The organism is Bacillus sp. 22475 (assembly GCF_052044835.1).
GTDB classification, from domain to species: domain Bacteria; phylum Bacillota; class Bacilli; order Bacillales; family Bacillaceae_G; genus Bacillus_A; species Bacillus_A cereus.
This window is the reverse complement of sequence record NZ_JBQENW010000110.1, coordinates 1-355: the sequence shown is the minus strand read 5'-3', so window position 1 is coordinate 355 and position 355 is coordinate 1. Positions and strand designations below refer to the sequence as shown.

Sequence of the window (355 nt, the reverse complement as noted above, 5' to 3'; positions counted from 1 at the left end):
TAGACGGAACCCTTCTGGTAGATATTTTGTGTCACTATTAGTTGAAACAGAAATACAAGAACTTCCGAAAACACATTCTTACATTGGAATAGATGTAGGATTAAAAGATTTCGCTATTTTGTCAGATGGAACACACTATGAAAATCCGAAGTTTTTCCGATTATTAGAAGATAAGTTGGCGAAAGCACAGCGTGTTCTTTCTAGAAGAATGAAAGGATCTTCTCGCTGGAATAAACAACGAGTAAAGGTAGCTACAATTCATGAATACATATCAAATGCTAGAAAAGATTACTTGGACAAAATTTCAACTGAAATCATCAAAAACCACGATGTTATCGGTATAGAGGATTTGCAA

Annotated in this window: 1 protein-coding gene; it reads left to right on the top strand. The window is 34.4% G+C overall.

Features of this window, described 5'->3' with window-relative positions:
- Positions 1 to 355 (top strand): RNA-guided endonuclease InsQ/TnpB family protein (locus ACTJJY_RS32160; RefSeq protein ID WP_440607460.1); only part of this gene is annotated, 355 nt, incomplete at both ends.